Below are 15,257 nucleotides of genomic sequence, written 5' to 3' on the forward strand. Positions count from 1 at the left end.
CTAATGGGTTCGAGACCAAAGAAAAGACCTGGTTATGTCATATAACCAGGTCTTTTATGTTATTGTTCTTCTTTTGCTTCAGCATCATCGGCTTCTGCTTCAGGAGCTTTGAATAACTCTTTAAAATCATTATCTTTTACTTCCACACCTGAATTTTCTAATTCCCTCTGCATTGCTTCTTGAATAATTGTACTGTCGACTTTCGCTACTTTCACTTGATATTCAATTTCTTCTTTCATATCTTCATATGATTCTTTTTCTTTTTTGTCAGTTACTTGAATGATATGGAAACCATGTTGTGACTCAACAGGATCACTAATTTCATCTACTTCTAATGCATAGGCAGCTTCTTCAAATTCTGCAACCATCTGGCCAGCTCCAAACCAACCTAAATCGCCACCATTGGCAGCAGATGCTGTATCAGTTGAATATTCTTCAGCCACTTTTGCAAAGTCTTCGCCATCATCTAATTTCTTTTTCACTTCTTCAGCTGTTTCTTTATCGGCTACAAGAATATGACGCGCTTGGATTTCTGGCTTATAATTCTCATAGTATTCCTTCATTTCTTCTTCGGTAGCTTCAACATCTTTAATTGCCGCTTTTTCTTGCATTAGACCTGTTCTTAACATTTCTTTTAGGTCTTCTTCACTTTCCATACCGTATTGTGCAAGTGCTAATTGGAAGTTAGAACCTAATTGTTCTTTCATTGTATCTACTTGTTCATTAAGTTCATCCTCGGAAACCTCATAATTTTCTGAGAGGACTTTCTCATAAACGAGTTCTTGAAGAACTTGTTCACCATATTGTTCTTTCAAGGCTTGATAAAAGTCTTCTTGTGTAATATTTCCGTTTCCTGTTTCGACTACTACTTCAGAATCTCCTGAACTACAAGCGCTTAAAACTAATACACCTGTTGCAACAGAAAGGGATAAAATCCATTTTTTCATGTTGAACACTCCCACGTTTATTGTTGTATATACACAGTAAATACTATAACACAAATCATTTCCTTAACAAAAATATTTACTACAAAATTAGGTTTATTTAAGAAAATTTTGGGTATTAGACTAACCATTCTGGAGAGTCCAACATAGGATATAAAGAAATTGAAAATGATATTTCGTCCAAAGAAGTTTAGAGAAAATATAAAAAGACGAGATACGCGCCTATTCGCACGACAGAGTGTTTGAATAGTATGTGGTAACAACCTAATAAGGGAGGTGTTATCATGGGTGGAGGATTTGGATACGGCGGAGGCTTCGCTTTAATTGTTGTTCTTTTCATTCTATTAGTCATCGTAGGTGCTGCTTGGTTATAAAAAATAGCGTTATAAGACAATAAAGAAAGAACTTATAACGGACGATAGAAGGGAGGAAAATCCATGTCACACGGCGGTGGAGGATTTGGATACGGTGGAGGTTTCGCTTTACTCGTTGTCCTTTTCATTTTATTAGTAATTATTGGAGCTTCTTGGGTTTGCTAATTAATTCATACCTCAAGCTTTTCCATAGAGAGAAAAAAGCGGCGAAAATCTCGCCGCTTTTTTTACATTTATTTTAAGTAAATGCAATTTCAACAAAGGAAGAAATAAGCAGTATCGTAATTAAAACATTAATTGTTCGATATACTTTAGGTTGTTTCTCCTCTGGGATTTCCTTTTGTAAACATAAGGAAAAAGTAAGTCTGTTAATATTGTATAGAATAAATACAGCAAAAATAATAAAAATGGAGATCATCGATGATTCCCTCCCCTAGTCAATCGTAGTCTATTGTTTTACAATATCAAAAATAATCATAAAAAGATAGTATAAAAGGTTGGAAGAGTGGATTTTATCTAGTTTCCTTGATTTGTATTAATATATTGAGTCCAACCTCATTCTCTTCAATATATGAAAATTTAGGTGTGTTCATTACGATTTTTATATAGATTAAATCACGGCATGATAATCCAATATGCAAAGATAAAAGAATGATGAAAAACGCTCCATATTGTTGAAATGATAACATTAACAACAAAAGTGTTCCATTAATAAATAGTATTGGTGCGATTAAAGCACTTAGATACATCAATTTAGGTACTGGTTCATTGACTTTTAATTGTATCATGGGTACACATTTTGATCGTAATTCCAACGATTTCTTTATATTTTTATTTACCGGCATTAATGGAATATAATGAATCAATTTATGGATAGGATACAATCCAATCAGAAAGAGGGTAAAGATACTTAAACTTTCTGTATTAATCACTGTATCAGGAAACAAATAATTCATTGGTAAATATGTGATAATAAAGACTGTAAATGCCAGTATAGCAGACATGAAGTCCAACCATAATTGTCCATACTGCTTGTTAACATTTATCTCCTTTACACAGCTCATAAACAAAATAATCCCTCGCAGTTCAGCGCTCATGTTTTAAATTCAAACACTACTTTACTCTCCTCTTTAAGAAAAATCAATACCATTTTTTCGATAAAAAAATGATTGTTATATTTCAACATAAAAGTGAAGGGATGTAAGGGTTTTCATTATTTTATTTTATAATCAATGAATATATTGTATTTTATACCAAAATAAAAAAGCGGAGAAGTTTGTTTATAATTCCGCTTTTATCGTACAAAATTATACTAATTCTTTTGTATATTCTTTCTTCTTTAATAGTTTACCATCTTTTTCCTCAAATTCGTTATCAATATTTGAAAATGATTTTTCGAATATTTCCATAAAATCATCTCCGTAAATGTTGCGGATAATGGCCATCACTTCAATGATTTCTGGGAATTTTCCATATAATTCTTTTAAAGGCATCGCACCTGAAAAAACAGAATTTTTATCTGGATGATATGTTTCCATTAATTCTAGAAAAACGCTTTCACCTTTATCCGTTAATTTAATGTAAGTATTCCTTTTATCACTTTCTCTTTTTGAAAATTCAAGATATCCTCTTTCTTCAAGCTTTTTAGAAAAATTAAATGCGGTAGATACATGCATAACGCCAAACTTCGCTACATCAGAAATGGATGCGCCATTTAAATGATAAGCAATCCATAAAATATGGTGTTCATTGATATTTAAGTCATATGGTTTAATCCATTGTTGCCAATCTTTTTCAATAGATTTCCATAAAGCTTTACTCAATTGAGCAACCCTTTGACTGAAAAGCATGGCTTCCTTGATTGAGAAATTCGTTTCTGACATTTCGCTTCACCTACTTTTTTATTATTGTATATTTATTATGCCAATAAAGCAAAAATTAATAAAGATATTAATTTGCATAATTTTTAGATTTTGTTTCTTGTTTTTAGGAGTAATACTTCTGTTAGCATTTGGCATAATCTTAAAGCAAACCATTTTTATAACATAATATATTAGATTTCTTTTTTAAAATAAGAAATCCTTCTTTTTTTCTAAAATAATTAGAGAAAAAAGAAGGATTGTAAAATAGAAGGGTATTTATTCTTTGTCCATTGGATTGGCATGTTTTAATGTTTGTTCTAATTCAGCTATTGATTTTTCAATATTTGCGATTTCTTGTTGTAAGTTTTGCTGATGGGGCAGTATTTCCCTTTTCCATTGTTTAATGGAAGATGATACGTCTTCGGTTAAAGTGGATAGAGCTTCTTTCCCTTCTTCACCTACATGGACGATCTGATTCTTGATATCAGTTAGTTGTTTACCTAATTCTTTTATTTGAATAGAAGCTGATTTTGATTGTACAGTAATATATTTTCGGGTATCTTTACCAGAAGCAGGCGCAGTAAAGAGTGTAGCTGCAGCAGCTGCTACTCCGCCAACGACAAAGCCTAAAAAAAGTGATTTCGCTTTCAATCTAAACTCTCCTCTCAATTTTAATGTCTACGTATATCATACATGAATCCAGTAAAAAGAACATCTATTACCCCTTATATTCCACGCTTAGTAGCTATATTAAACATAAAAAAAACACCTGTAGTCTACTACAGGTGAGGACGTTTATAAATGAATCGCATGTTCATTTAATTTAGTCCTTTTATTAATAGATTTTGTAATTGGGAACAATACTGCCATTAAAACGGCATTTAATAATACGGTTGGTAAGACGCTTGCTGCAAATAACCCGATAAAGGCACCTGGTAGACCTACAATGATGTAAGCAGATGTTAAAAATATAAATCCAGATATCAGTGTGCCAATCGCTGTTAAGACAATAGCGACAATTGATTTAGCGCTGATATTCTTTAACAGTGACAAAAGACCATAAAAGATAAAGGCAGTTATCAGCTTATCAATAATATTAGGAATTTGTCCTCCTGGAAATCCTGTAGTCAAGGCTGAAAGAATACCACTTACAAGTCCAATAAGAACAACGCTTTTGACGTCGGTAAATAATAAAATGCCTAAAAACATCATGACTAACATCATGTCAGGCTTTACACCCATAAAAATCGGTGGAGTTATGGCATGTAGGACAACACCCATTCCTGTCAAAAGGGCAAGGGCCACAATATTTTTACTTTTCATTTTCTCATCTCTCCTCAAGCTAATCTCATTTTGAACTGTATTCTCCTACAATGCACTCATTGCTTGCAGCGAGAACTTTTATTAATTATAACATCACAAATATCATATGAACATATCTATTTTATGGTTAATATTTTTCTTTGAAGTTCTTCATAAATGATACTAAAGCTTCTACATGTTCTAATGGAACAGCGTTATAAATAGATGCTCTACATCCTCCAACAGAGCGATGTCCATTTAACCCAACAAATCCTATTTGTTTCGCCTCTTCAAGGAATTTGGTAGAAAGTTCTTCGCTTTTTAAGTTAAAAGTGACATTCATATGAGATCGGCTCTTCTCATCAGCATGACCAATGTAAAAACCATTGCTATTATCAATCATATTGTATAAGAGGGAAGACTTCTCTTCATTTCTCTTGCTTATTGCCTCTATCCCACCATTTTCTTCTACCCATTCTAAAACTAGAGAGAGAAGGTAAATCGCTAGTGTTGGAGGTGTGTTATATAAAGAGTTATTTTTTGCAAACGTTTCATAGTTTAACATAGTAGGTAGTGCTGGTTGACTTTGGATGAGTTCTTTACGAATAATAACTACTGTTACCCCAGAAGGTCCTAAATTCTTCTGTGCACCTGCATAAATAAGGTCGAATTGCTCTATTTGAAGTGGGCGGGACAAGATATCGCTTGACATATCTGCAATAAGCGGGACTTGTGTATTTGGATATTGGTGCCATTGTGTTCCAAAGATCGTATTATTACTCGTTAGATGAAGATAAGCTGCATCTTCTGACAAATTAATTTCCTCTAGCTCAGGAATGCGATGATAGCCCGTTTCCTTCGTCGAAGCAGCAACATGGGTGGAACCAACCTTTTTGGCTTCTTTTAATGCTTTATCTGACCATGAGCCAGTAAGGATATAGTTTGCAGTCTGATCTGGCTTTAACAAATTCATTGGGATCATAGAAAATTGTAAACTCGCTCCACCTTGTAGAAAAAGAACTTCATAATCATCTGGGATGGATAGGATGTTTCTTAATGAGGCAATAGCTTTGTTATGTACTTTTTCATAATCTTTACTTCTATGGCTTAACTCCATTAAAGCCATACCTGTTCCATTAAAATCTAGCCAAGCTTCTTTTGCTTTTTCTAGGACCGCAAATGGCAAAGTTGCTGGACCTGCATTAAAGTTAAATGCTCGTTTCATGCTTTTCCCTCCATCATTCACAATGTTGTACTATATCGCTGTAGCGAAATAAAGATATCATTATGTTATCAAAAAAAACACATTTGTACAGAATTAATTAAAAAGATTTTGAATTTTTTTAGAAATATTTTAAGTAAGGTTTCTTTTAGGACGATGGTTAAAGGAAAGTGAGATGGAGAGGAGAAAATATATATTTATTGGCTTTTGATTCTTGAGTGTAGATACAACTACATGGAAGGTTGATAGAAATACTTGTGAATAGGTTTTATCAGACACAGATCTTGCTGTGCCTGATAAAAGCTTTATGATAAATGACTATGTATTTGTTGTGACATCATTTGGAGATCTTCAGGCGTATATTCTGAAGTATGTGTTTTCCATACGACACCTAAACCATCACCTTGGCCATATCTAGGAATAAGGTGCATATGATAATGAAAAACCGTTTGGCCAGCAATTTCCCCATTATTATTAATCGTGTTTAATCCATCAGGCTGGAACTCTGCTTTAAGCGCACGACTAATGGCTGGAACAGCTTCAAATACGTGACGGGCTGTTTCTTCATCTAATTCAAAGATATTTTCTTTATGAACCTTTGGAATAATCAACGTATGACCTTTGGTTACTTGACTGATATCTAGAAATGCAACGACATGCTCATTTTCATACACTTTTGCTGATGGGATTTCCCCAGCTACTATTTTACAAAAGATGCAATCACTCATATTCTTTTCATCTCCCTTATGCTTGAATTGACCATATTTTATCATAAAATTAGACAAATCATAAATAAAAGAAGCAGGATTCAATAAGAATCCTGCCGAAATTGAAGGGGAATGCTTCTTGGCTTCTACTCTTGGAAATACTCTTTAACAAACACCTCATTTGACAGTTTTGTTAAATGCATTGAATAACTACCATCACAAACTACTTGTAATTGGTATCTTTAATAAACACCTCATTTAGAAATGATGATTTAAACCACTTTCGGTAAAGCGATTTAAATGTTTAAAAAAAGCTCAATGCGTTTTCATTACATTTGTGCAATAAAAACATCTCCTTTAATAGTTGCATTTGAAGCTACAATCGGTTTGAAAGATTATTGTCTGCCGTAGACACCTCATTCAAGTTCATTCATTAAGATAATGAATGTTGATTTGTATTCCCCTTCATAAAATAGAATGCCCGTAATAAGAAGAGATATGCGTCACCCAAAAAAATAGTTGTTTTCTTTACAATATGGTTTTAATTTACTTACAATAAGAATAACTTTTTACAAGGAAGGTCGATCAAATGACTTTATTAAATATTAAAGAGGTAACAGGTGGTTATACGAGAAATCCCGTATTAAAGGGTATTTCCTTTGATGTCAAACCGAATGAAATTGTAGGATTAATTGGACTGAATGGTGCAGGTAAAAGTACAACAATCAAGCATGTTATTGGTCTTATGGAGCCAAATAAAGGTGAGATAACAATTAATGGGAAAACATTCTTAAGTGACAAAGATGCGTATCGTAGACAATATACCTTTATACCAGAAACGCCTATTTTGTATGATGAATTAACCTTAGATGAACATTTAGAAATGACAGCTATGGCTTATGGACTCGAACGCGAAACCTTAAAAGAAAGAAAAGCGCAGTTACTTAAGGAATTTAGGATGGAAAAGCGCTTAAAATGGTTTCCTGCCCATTTCTCAAAAGGAATGAAACAAAAAGTAATGATTATGTGTGCTTTCCTTGTTCAACCTTCCTTATATATTGTTGATGAACCTTTTGTAGGGCTTGATCCGCTCGGAATTCAATCACTATTGAATTTAATGGAGAAAATGAAGAATACCGGCGCAGGTATCCTGATGTCCACTCACATTTTAGCAACTGCAGAAAGATATTGTGATCGCTTTGTGATCATACATGAAGGTGAAATTAGAGCGAAAGGCACATTAGAAGAGCTAAGGGTACAATTTAATATGGCCGGTGCTACATTAGATGATTTATATATCCAGTTAACAAAGGAAGAAAATTATGAATGATATACAAAGTATCTGGAAGAATCGCTTTGCGAATAGAACAAAGGAACTAAGTCGCTACTTAAAATATATTTTCAATGGCCACATCGTTATTGTAATGGTATTTCTTATTGGTACAGTGGCCTATTATTATCAAGAGTGGCTAAAAACGCTCACTTCGGATTTTCCAGTGGCAGAAATTATGGCCATTCTACTTGGTCTTATCGTTACATATAGCCCGATTTATACATTTTTAGAAGAAGCGGATCGTGTGTTTTTACTGCCATTAGAGAATAAACTAGGTATGTATTTCAAGAAAGCAATTTTAACTAGCTTTTTATTATCCTCCTACTTAATTCTAATTGGCTTGGCCGTGTTAATGCCAATGTATGCAAGTGTAAATCAAGGAGATTTCAGTTCGTTTTTTCCGTTTTTAATTATTTTGTTGTTAGTAAAGGGTGTGAATATGCTTATTCGTTGGCGAGTCCAATATGAGATGGATTATACTACCCATTTAATTGACTCATTTGTTAGATTCGTCATTAATGTTGCGTTGTTATTTTTCATATTTAGCTCAGCACATATTGGGTTCACAATCGCCACTATAGGTATTCTTTTATTACTTTATTTGTATTTTTATCAGAAAACAAAAGGAAAAGGATTAAAATGGGAATTCTTAATTCAATCTGAAGAGAGAAAAATGGCCAAGTTTTATCGAGTGGCAAATATGTTTACAGATGTACCACATTTACGTGATCAAATTAAGCGGAGAAAATGGTTGGACTGGGTGTTACAATCGGTTTCCTATCAGCAGGAAAACACCTTTCATTATTTATACTTAAGAACTTTTCTCCGAACGGGAGATTATCTAGGCATCTTTTTCCGTTTAACAGCCATCGGCGGTGTGTTAATCTATTTTATTAATAATGGAATCGCACAAATTGTTATTGCCATGCTTTTTATCTATCTAACTGGGTTTCAACTCGTACCATTGTGGAGACAACATCAAAATAAATTATGGATAGATTTATACCCAGTCGATGTTAAAATTCGAGAAAATTCATTTAAATGGTTAATTGCTCGTGTACTAATCATTCAAGCCATCATTTATGCGTTACTCATTATGATAAAAGGAAGTTTCTTTGTAGGTTTTGGTGTGCTCGTTTTAAGTGGGTTAGTAGCCGTTGGTTATGCATATCTTTATATGATGAAAACATTGCGTTCTCAATCGTAAGCTGATAGAAGTAATAATTGATAATGGAGTGTGTGATATTATGGGGAGTTATGAGGATGCTGTCTCAAGAGAAGTAAAAGATTGGCTTTATCAAATGCGGAAAAAGTCAAGGTTATGGAAAAGAACATCCAAGCATGCCCAAGATAAATTCAATGGATTAATCCCAGAAAAAGCTCATCACTTGATAACAGATGCTATCAAGCATATGGTAAAAGCTACATTATGGGGGAGTGAATATACAACTAAGAGACCTTCTCATATAGTGGTTACGTTACAGGAACAAGATGAAAAGTTAACAGAGACGTTGATTAAATACAGAAACACGGCTTCCGTTGAAGGAGCAGGAACAGGTGCTGTAGGATTTATAGGTGGGTTAGCAGATTTTCCACTGCTTCTTAGCATAAAAATGAAGTTCCTATTTGAAGCAGCAATGATATATGGTTATGATACTTCAGAATATGAAGAAAGATTATTTTTACTTCATATTTTCCAATTAGCATTTTCAAGTGATGATAAACGGAGAGAAACAATGGATATCATTGAAGATTGGGAAAATAGGAAAGCAGAGCTTGTAGATATGGACTGGCAGGTATTTCAACAAGAATACAGGGACCATATTGACTTAATTAAAATGTTACAAATGATTCCTGGGATTGGTGCTGTAGTTGGTGCCTATGCTAATTTTCATTTATTGGAACAATTAGGGGCGGTCGCTAAAAATGCTTATCGGTTAAGAAGAATCCAACAAAATAACTGAACTAATTGCCACAGATGTTACTTCTGTGGTTTTTTTGTTATAAAAACATATTTCCTGGGGAATTCCGACAAAAAAATTGGCCATGTCGAATGGTGATACACACAACTTTTTCTCCCAAACATATTTTAAAGTAATCCATTAGGGCAGATGCCTAATAAATGGATGAGGGGGGAGAATGACGAACATGGGCGTCGAATTAACAGCAATACATTGGATTTATGTAGTGTTTATCTTATTAATTATTGGATTTATGGTCGCTAGAAGAGATACAACCTTTATTTGTATAGTCGGGATATTCTTAATCGCGATCACAGCAACGAATTCGATTAATTCTTCGATCAGTGGAATTTTTAACAGTTTTATTTTTGCTATTACGGAATTACTACCTACAATATTAGTCATCTCAATTATTGTAGGTATGAGTAAAACATTAACATCAACAGGCATTAATGATGTCATGATTTCACCATTTACAAAACTGATTAAAACACCAACGTTAGCTTATTGGGTAATAGGGATTTTAATGATGGGAATTTCATGGTTCTTTTGGCCGTCCCCGGCAGTTGCTTTAATTGGTGCAGTGTTATTACCAGTTGCTTTAAGAGCAGGTCTACCTGCACTAGCAGTAGCGATGTCAATGAACTTATTTGGTCATGGTATAGCATTATCAGGAGACTTTGTTATTCAAGCTGCTCCTAAACTGACTGCAGACGCAGCAGGGTTACCAGTTGGCGATGTCATCTCAGCAAGTATTCCACTCGTTATTGTTATGGGTGTTGTGACCACCTTAACAGCGTTTTTCTTTATTAAGAGGGATATGAATTCAGGCAAACTTAATATGTCAACTGCTATGACGGAAAGTGCAGATTTACCAACTGATTTACCGCAAGCAAACCTACTTACACCAATACAAAAAAAGATTTTTGCTATTCTTATTCCCGTTTTATTTGTGATTGATGTGGTTGTAATGTTTTTATTCGACCTTCAAGGAGGGGATGCAACCGCTTTAATTGGGGGTACAGCTATTCTCATTTTACTCACGATTACATTATTTTCTCATAGACAAAAAGGCCTCGAAAAAATAACCACTTATTTAGTCGAAGGATTTCAATTCGGGTTTAAAGTATTTGGACCAGTGATTCCAATTGCTGCATTCTTTTATTTGGGAGATGCTGGGTTTCAAGCAATCATCGGAGAGCGGCTTCCTCAACATTCACATGGAATCGTCAACGATTTAGGCGTTGCACTTGCATCTGTTGTACCATTAACTGCACAAGTTGGTGCGATTACATTAACGGTAGTAGGAGCAATAACTGGCTTGGATGGATCAGGTTTTTCAGGAATATCATTGGCTGGATCTATTGGTAGTTTGTTTGGTACAGCGATTGGTGATGGTGCAGCAACATTAACTGCTTTAGGTCAAATTGCAGGAATTTGGGTAGGTGGCGGAGCGTTAATTCCATGGGCAATGATTCCCGTTGCCGCTATATGTAAAGTGGATGTATTTGAGTTAGCGAGGCGTAATTTTCTTCCTGTCGTCATTGGTTTGATTGTGACAACAATTGTAGCGATGTTTTTAATATAGTGATATAAAATTGATAGGGCTGAGGCGAAGTGAAGTAGCCTCAGCCTTTTTATAAACATTCTCGTCGCTGGCGTTTTTTTCTATTACTGTAATTGGCTGATGTTTTTTCAAGTGGGAAGCTTTTATTTATCTGTCGTTTGTATATAATAAAAACTGGTATATGCAGGATCTGATAGTAATTCTTTCTTACTACTTTGTTCTTCCAGTATTTTTTTTGCTATAGGATTTGTACTTTCCCAGTTCTTATATGAAGATTCGGAGTCCCAGGCTGTAATAATTACATAAGTATGACCTTTCATCGGAGTTAAAACCCTAGCTGCTCTAAAACCAATTGTATTTGTAAAGTTTGAAGAGAATTGCTGAAATTTGAATTCGAAAATGGGTTTTCCTTCATCAGTTAAGGGGATATATTGAATAGCAATAAATTTACTTCTATGAAGGTCTCCAGTTGAATCATGGATGTGATAAGATTTTGGTTGTTGAAACTTACTTTTTTTGCTTTCTGTTTCATGTACTAACAGGGTATTCTGACTATTTTGCATGAGAACGATATTCTCATTACTGAATTTTTCCATCAGGGGAAGTAGGAAATTTTTAGTGCCGCTTGTCATATAAAGATTCATTACTTTCACCTCGATTTTAATGATAAAAACGTCAAATTTTCGACATTTGAAGCGGGTACTGTACAATAAACACCGAAAAAAGTTATAGTTAATGTGAACATTTACTAAATAAGAATAATTCTAAGCTTATTTGTATGGAAAATACATAAGGCAAATGAAAGGTGGACTTAATTTAATGACTATAAATGATACATTCCTAAAGGCGGCTCGAGGAGAGAAGACTGATTATGTGCCTGTGTGGTATATGAGACAAGCAGGCAGATCACAGCCAGAATATCGCGCAATTAAGGAAAAATACTCTTTGTTCGAGATTACGCATCAACCTGAATTATGCGCATATGTAACAAGACTTCCTGTAGAACAGTATAACAATGATGCGGCTATTTTGTACAAGGATATCATGTCACCGCTTCCAAGTCTCGGTGTGAAAGTTGACATAAAACCTGGTGTGGGTCCAGTCATTGATGAACCAATTCGTTCGATGCAAGACGTTGAGAGGCTAGGCGAGATACATCCTGAAGAAGATGTTCCATATATTCTAGATACGATTAAGTTATTAACAAAAGAGCAATTAACTGTACCGTTAATTGGTTTTACCGGTGCACCATTCACATTAGCGAGTTATATGATTGAAGGTGGACCTTCTAAAAATTATTATAAGACAAAAGCGTTTATGTATTCAGAACCAAAAGCATGGTTTGCACTTATGGATAAATTAGGTGAAATGGCAATCACATATGTAAAAGCACAAATTAAAGCAGGTGCTAGTGCCATTCAAGTTTTTGATTCTTGGGTTGGTGCATTAAATGTAGAAGATTATCGTATTTATATTAAACCCGTCATGGAAAAAATCTTCTCTAGCTTGAAAGATGAAGGGGTACCACTTATTATGTTCGGTGTTGGCGCGAGTCATTTAGCGAATGAATGGAATGACCTTCCAATTGATGTTGTAGGCCTTGACTGGAGGTTGCCAATTAGTGAAGCAAGGTCAAGGGGTATTTCAAAGACAGTGATGGGGAATTTAGAGCCAGCCTTGTTACTTGCTCCGTGGGAAGTAATTGAGAAAAAGGTCCGTGCTATTCTTGATGAAGGCATGAGTCAACCCGGATATATTTTTAACTTAGGACATGGTGTCTTCCCAGAAGTAAATCCTGAGACATTAAAAAAACTCACATCGTTTATCCACAGTTATTCTAAGGAACAATTTGGGAAATAATAAAAGAAAAAGTAATCATTTTTAAAGAGGTGTAAGAATGAATAAAGAAAAAATTGGTTTGTTAGTAATGGCTTATGGAACACCTTATAAAGAAGAAGATATTGAACGTTACTACACACATATTAGACATGGTAGAACTCCATCGGAAGAGATGTTAGAAGATTTAAAGAGTCGCTATAAAGCGATTGGAGGAATATCGCCATTAGCAAAAATAACTGAGAATCAAGCGCTATCACTTCAAGAACATTTAAATCAGATTCAAGATCAATATGAGTTTAAAGCTTATATCGGTTTAAAGCATATAGAACCATTCGTTGAAGATGCAGTTCAACAAATGCATAATGATGGGATTACTAAAGCTGTCAGTCTTGTTCTTGCACCACATTATTCTACTTTTAGCATCAAATCTTATAATGGACGAGCAGAAGATAAAGCTCAGACGCTTGGTGGTCCAACTATTTACTCAGTTGATAGTTGGTATAAGGAACCGAAATTTATTCAATTTTGGGCAGATGGTGTGAAGAAGCAAATCGCTAAAATGTCAAGTGAAGAAAGAGATCAATATATATTAATTGTCTCTGCACATAGCTTACCAGAAAAAATTAAAGAATATGGTGATCCATATCCTGATCAACTACAAGAAACAGCTGAGTTAATTGCTAAAGAAGCTGGCGTTCGTGAATTTGCTGTCGGTTGGCAAAGCGAAGGAAATACACCTGACCCATGGTTAGGGCCTGATGTGCAGGATTTAACAAGAGATTTACATGCAAAAAAAGGCTATAAAGCATTTATTTATGCACCAGTCGGTTTTGTCGCTGATCATTTAGAAGTCTTATATGATAATGACTATGAATGTAAGGTGGTTACAGATGAAATAGGAGCTGCCTACTATCGTCCAGAAATGCCAAATAGTCATCCAGCGTTTATTGATTCTTTAGCAACAGTTGTCTTAGACAGAATGAAAAATAAGTAATGAGTTGATTGCAACCGCTTTTTTTATTTTCATAAAGGAGCGGTTTCTTTTTTAAGGATTTTTTGACAATATGAACAGTTTGGTCATAGAGAGGGGAGAAGTAAATGGCCGTTGACCGTAAACAATTAATTATTCAAGCTGCCACAAAATCATTTTCTCTTTTTGGCTATAAAGCTACAACAATGGAGCAAGTAGCCAAAATTGCTAATGTAGGAAAAGGGACTATATACACTTTTTTTAAAAATAAAGAAGAATTATTTGATGAAATTATTACGGCACTTATTAGAGAAATGAAAATAGAGGCAGAGCAGGTTTTGTCACCAGATTTATCTTTACAAGAAAATTTACATTTAGCTCTATATCGCATTTTGGAATATAGACTAGAGCATCAATTAACAATTAAGCTGTTCCAAGAGGGAAAAGAAATGGGGACCACTGCAGTTATAGAGATGACGAACAAAATGGAAAGAGAAATCATTTCTTATATAGGAGAAAAGGTAAAAACATTAGGTATTGATAAAGGAGAAATCGAGCCGTGCGACCCTGAATTGACTGCCTTTATTATGTTAAAGTTATACATATCACTCATTTTTGATTGGGAAAGACAGCATGCCCCACTTTCGAAAAGTGAAATCGCTGAGCTTATGGAAAGGTATGTGTTTAAAGGGCTTATAAAATCATGAATGTAGGATGGAATCATCATCAAATCAGCTCGCACATCAAGTGTGGGCTGGTTTTTTTGTTTCTAATAAAGTGATTTTAGATAACAGTTATTTCACTGTGCTTATTTAAAAGGTAAATCTAAGCAGCGCTAAAAAATTGTATAGAATTAGCTCACTCCAGCAAAACCAATCTTCACTCAGCGGGGTAAGAGAGTCCGGACTTAAATAAGTCATTCTGTTTGAATAACAGAAATGAAGCCGAGCAAATAGAGTTTCCAAGTCAGTCAAAATCGGAAATTGGAAATGAGAGCTGAGCAAAGGTGATTTGCGTCTCACTCAGATCAAAAACCAGAAAGAAATGCCAAGCTGAGGTTTTTTGTAACAGTATTTATTCTTTTTACACCTGGATTCAAAAGTCATTCATACTAGAAGGCTTGTTGGAGTAAAACAAAAAGAAGACTTGCTAAGGGGAGCAGGCCTTCTTCTTCCA

Annotated in this window: 18 protein-coding genes; 9 read left to right on the forward strand and 9 right to left on the reverse strand. The window is 34.5% G+C overall.

Going from position 1 to position 15,257, the window contains the following annotated elements; all coding sequences use genetic code 11:
- Positions 1 to 59: 59 nt before the first annotated feature.
- Positions 60 to 947: a peptidylprolyl isomerase gene (locus MHI57_RS23365; protein ID WP_095369914.1), complete on the reverse strand. Its 888-nt coding sequence runs from the start codon at positions 945 to 947 to the stop codon at positions 60 to 62.
- 281 nt (positions 948 to 1,228) lie between these two features.
- Here MHI57_RS23365 and MHI57_RS23370 point away from each other — a divergent pair, with 281 nt between their 5' ends.
- Both MHI57_RS23370 and MHI57_RS23375 read left to right on the forward strand, forming a co-directional pair.
- Positions 1,229 to 1,318: a YjcZ family sporulation protein gene (locus MHI57_RS23370; protein ID WP_095369913.1), complete on the forward strand. Its 90-nt coding sequence runs from the start codon at positions 1,229 to 1,231 to the stop codon at positions 1,316 to 1,318.
- A gap of 63 nt (positions 1,319 to 1,381) precedes the next feature.
- Positions 1,382 to 1,483 carry a YjcZ family sporulation protein gene (locus tag MHI57_RS23375; RefSeq protein ID WP_095369912.1) on the forward strand — a complete coding sequence of 34 codons (102 nt, stop codon included), beginning with the start codon at positions 1,382 to 1,384 and terminating at the stop codon, positions 1,481 to 1,483.
- 73 nt (positions 1,484 to 1,556) lie between these two features.
- Here the strand turns inward: MHI57_RS23375 and MHI57_RS23380 are convergent, their stop codons facing one another.
- The 7 genes from MHI57_RS23380 to MHI57_RS23410 form a co-directional block, all read right to left on the reverse strand.
- A complete protein-coding gene (locus MHI57_RS23380; RefSeq protein WP_095369911.1) occupies positions 1,557 to 1,736 on the reverse strand; it encodes a hypothetical protein in 180 nt (59 codons plus the stop codon).
- Between the two features lie 94 nt (positions 1,737 to 1,830).
- Positions 1,831 to 2,382, reverse strand: a complete 552-nt coding sequence (locus MHI57_RS23385; protein WP_180316987.1) for a DUF3267 domain-containing protein — start codon at positions 2,380 to 2,382, stop codon at positions 1,831 to 1,833.
- A gap of 243 nt (positions 2,383 to 2,625) precedes the next feature.
- Entirely contained in the window at positions 2,626 to 3,201 is a 576-nt protein-coding gene (locus tag MHI57_RS23390; protein WP_224937656.1) for an HTH-type transcriptional regulator Hpr, read from the reverse strand.
- A 255-nt stretch (positions 3,202 to 3,456) separates the two neighbouring features.
- Positions 3,457 to 3,831, reverse strand: a complete 375-nt coding sequence (locus MHI57_RS23395) for a YtxH domain-containing protein (RefSeq protein WP_340978372.1) — start codon at positions 3,829 to 3,831, stop codon at positions 3,457 to 3,459.
- Between the two features lie 144 nt (positions 3,832 to 3,975).
- Entirely contained in the window at positions 3,976 to 4,503 is a 528-nt protein-coding gene (locus MHI57_RS23400) for a tryptophan transporter (protein ID WP_340978374.1), read from the reverse strand.
- A 127-nt stretch (positions 4,504 to 4,630) separates the two neighbouring features.
- Entirely contained in the window at positions 4,631 to 5,707 is a 1,077-nt protein-coding gene (serC, locus tag MHI57_RS23405; protein ID WP_340978376.1) for a 3-phosphoserine/phosphohydroxythreonine transaminase, read from the reverse strand.
- Positions 5,708 to 6,009: 302 nt separating this feature from the next.
- Positions 6,010 to 6,432 carry an HIT family protein gene (locus MHI57_RS23410; protein WP_095373489.1) on the reverse strand — a complete coding sequence of 141 codons (423 nt, stop codon included), beginning with the start codon at positions 6,430 to 6,432 and terminating at the stop codon, positions 6,010 to 6,012.
- A gap of 568 nt (positions 6,433 to 7,000) precedes the next feature.
- Here MHI57_RS23410 and MHI57_RS23415 point away from each other — a divergent pair.
- The 4 genes from MHI57_RS23415 to MHI57_RS23430 all read left to right on the forward strand — a co-directional run bounded on the left by MHI57_RS23415 (position 7,001) and on the right by MHI57_RS23430 (position 11,293).
- Positions 7,001 to 7,741, forward strand: a complete 741-nt coding sequence (locus MHI57_RS23415) for an ABC transporter ATP-binding protein (RefSeq protein ID WP_095369905.1) — start codon at positions 7,001 to 7,003, stop codon at positions 7,739 to 7,741.
- Positions 7,734 to 8,951 carry an ABC transporter permease gene (locus MHI57_RS23420; protein WP_095369904.1) on the forward strand — a complete coding sequence of 406 codons (1,218 nt, stop codon included), beginning with the start codon at positions 7,734 to 7,736 and terminating at the stop codon, positions 8,949 to 8,951. Before MHI57_RS23415 ends, MHI57_RS23420 begins: the two co-directional genes overlap by 8 nt.
- Positions 8,952 to 8,991: 40 nt before the next feature.
- On the forward strand, positions 8,992 to 9,708 hold the full coding sequence (locus MHI57_RS23425; protein ID WP_095369903.1) for an EcsC family protein: 717 nt from the start codon (positions 8,992 to 8,994) through the stop codon (positions 9,706 to 9,708).
- A gap of 184 nt (positions 9,709 to 9,892) precedes the next feature.
- Positions 9,893 to 11,293: a hypothetical protein gene (locus MHI57_RS23430; RefSeq protein WP_095373488.1), complete on the forward strand. Its 1,401-nt coding sequence runs from the start codon at positions 9,893 to 9,895 to the stop codon at positions 11,291 to 11,293.
- Positions 11,294 to 11,415: 122 nt separating this feature from the next.
- Here the strand turns inward: MHI57_RS23430 and MHI57_RS23435 are convergent, their stop codons facing one another.
- Positions 11,416 to 11,916 carry an antibiotic biosynthesis monooxygenase family protein gene (locus MHI57_RS23435; RefSeq protein WP_340978379.1) on the reverse strand — a complete coding sequence of 167 codons (501 nt, stop codon included), beginning with the start codon at positions 11,914 to 11,916 and terminating at the stop codon, positions 11,416 to 11,418.
- Between the two features lie 175 nt (positions 11,917 to 12,091).
- Between MHI57_RS23435 and hemE the strand changes: the two genes are divergently transcribed.
- The 3 genes from hemE to MHI57_RS23450 all read left to right on the forward strand — a co-directional run bounded on the left by hemE (position 12,092) and on the right by MHI57_RS23450 (position 14,788).
- Positions 12,092 to 13,132: a uroporphyrinogen decarboxylase gene (gene hemE, locus MHI57_RS23440; protein ID WP_340978381.1), complete on the forward strand. Its 1,041-nt coding sequence runs from the start codon at positions 12,092 to 12,094 to the stop codon at positions 13,130 to 13,132.
- Between the two features lie 37 nt (positions 13,133 to 13,169).
- Complete coding sequence (gene hemH, locus MHI57_RS23445; protein WP_095369900.1) at positions 13,170 to 14,105, forward strand: ferrochelatase; 936 nt, start codon at positions 13,170 to 13,172, stop codon at positions 14,103 to 14,105.
- Between the two features lie 104 nt (positions 14,106 to 14,209).
- Positions 14,210 to 14,788, forward strand: a complete 579-nt coding sequence (locus MHI57_RS23450) for a TetR/AcrR family transcriptional regulator (RefSeq protein WP_095369899.1) — start codon at positions 14,210 to 14,212, stop codon at positions 14,786 to 14,788.
- The last annotated feature ends 469 nt before the right edge of the window (positions 14,789 to 15,257 follow it).

The sequence above is a fragment of the Cytobacillus sp. FSL K6-0129 genome (assembly GCF_038007625.1).
In the GTDB taxonomy this organism is placed as follows: Bacteria; Bacillota; Bacilli; order Bacillales; family Cytobacillaceae; genus Cytobacillus; species Cytobacillus kochii.